General features: G+C 49.4%; 1 protein-coding gene. It reads left to right on the top strand.

Going from position 1 to position 518, the window contains the following annotated elements:
- Positions 1 to 34 precede the first annotated feature (34 nt).
- On the top strand, positions 35 to 518 hold a 484-nt coding region (locus AC1RO3_RS08440; protein WP_481763998.1), incomplete at its 3' end, for a hypothetical protein.

Genomic DNA, 518 nt, shown 5'->3' on the forward strand with positions numbered 1-518 from the left:
ACACATACGCGGTGCAAACGCAGAGCTTGACATTATGGATTGGATGATAAAGTCCAGTCACAAGATCGCTAAGGCGTGGATGGCTCGGTTCAAGGCCACGGATAAAAACGGAGTTCCGCAACCCGGCGTCATGATCGTGAACAACAAATATGTGGATTATCCACTTCAGCGGGAAGTATTTCAGTCTCTGAACGTGGGTAAAGTGGAAGGTCGCAACGAATTCATGCACTCTAATGTGGTGGCGTTCTTGGCTGCAATCAATCCGAGACCAGATATCGCACGGCTCTTGAACGCTATACTGCCCGAGTACGATGCTCACGAAGATTATGTTGTGGATAAGGCTATCCAGTCAATCGGGCGCGGTAACATCAGGAACCACAATTCAGACAAGAAGATGTTGGCCATTGTCTCAACTGTGGGGTTGGCCGAAAAGATTCAAGCGCGTATGAGTCATTATCCCCGCATCCGTCTGACAGATACAGAGGAACTGGGCAACATGCAGCGCTGGTCCTACAATC

The sequence above is a fragment of the Dellaglioa sp. CoH-57-MRSF-19 genome (genome assembly GCF_056781975.1).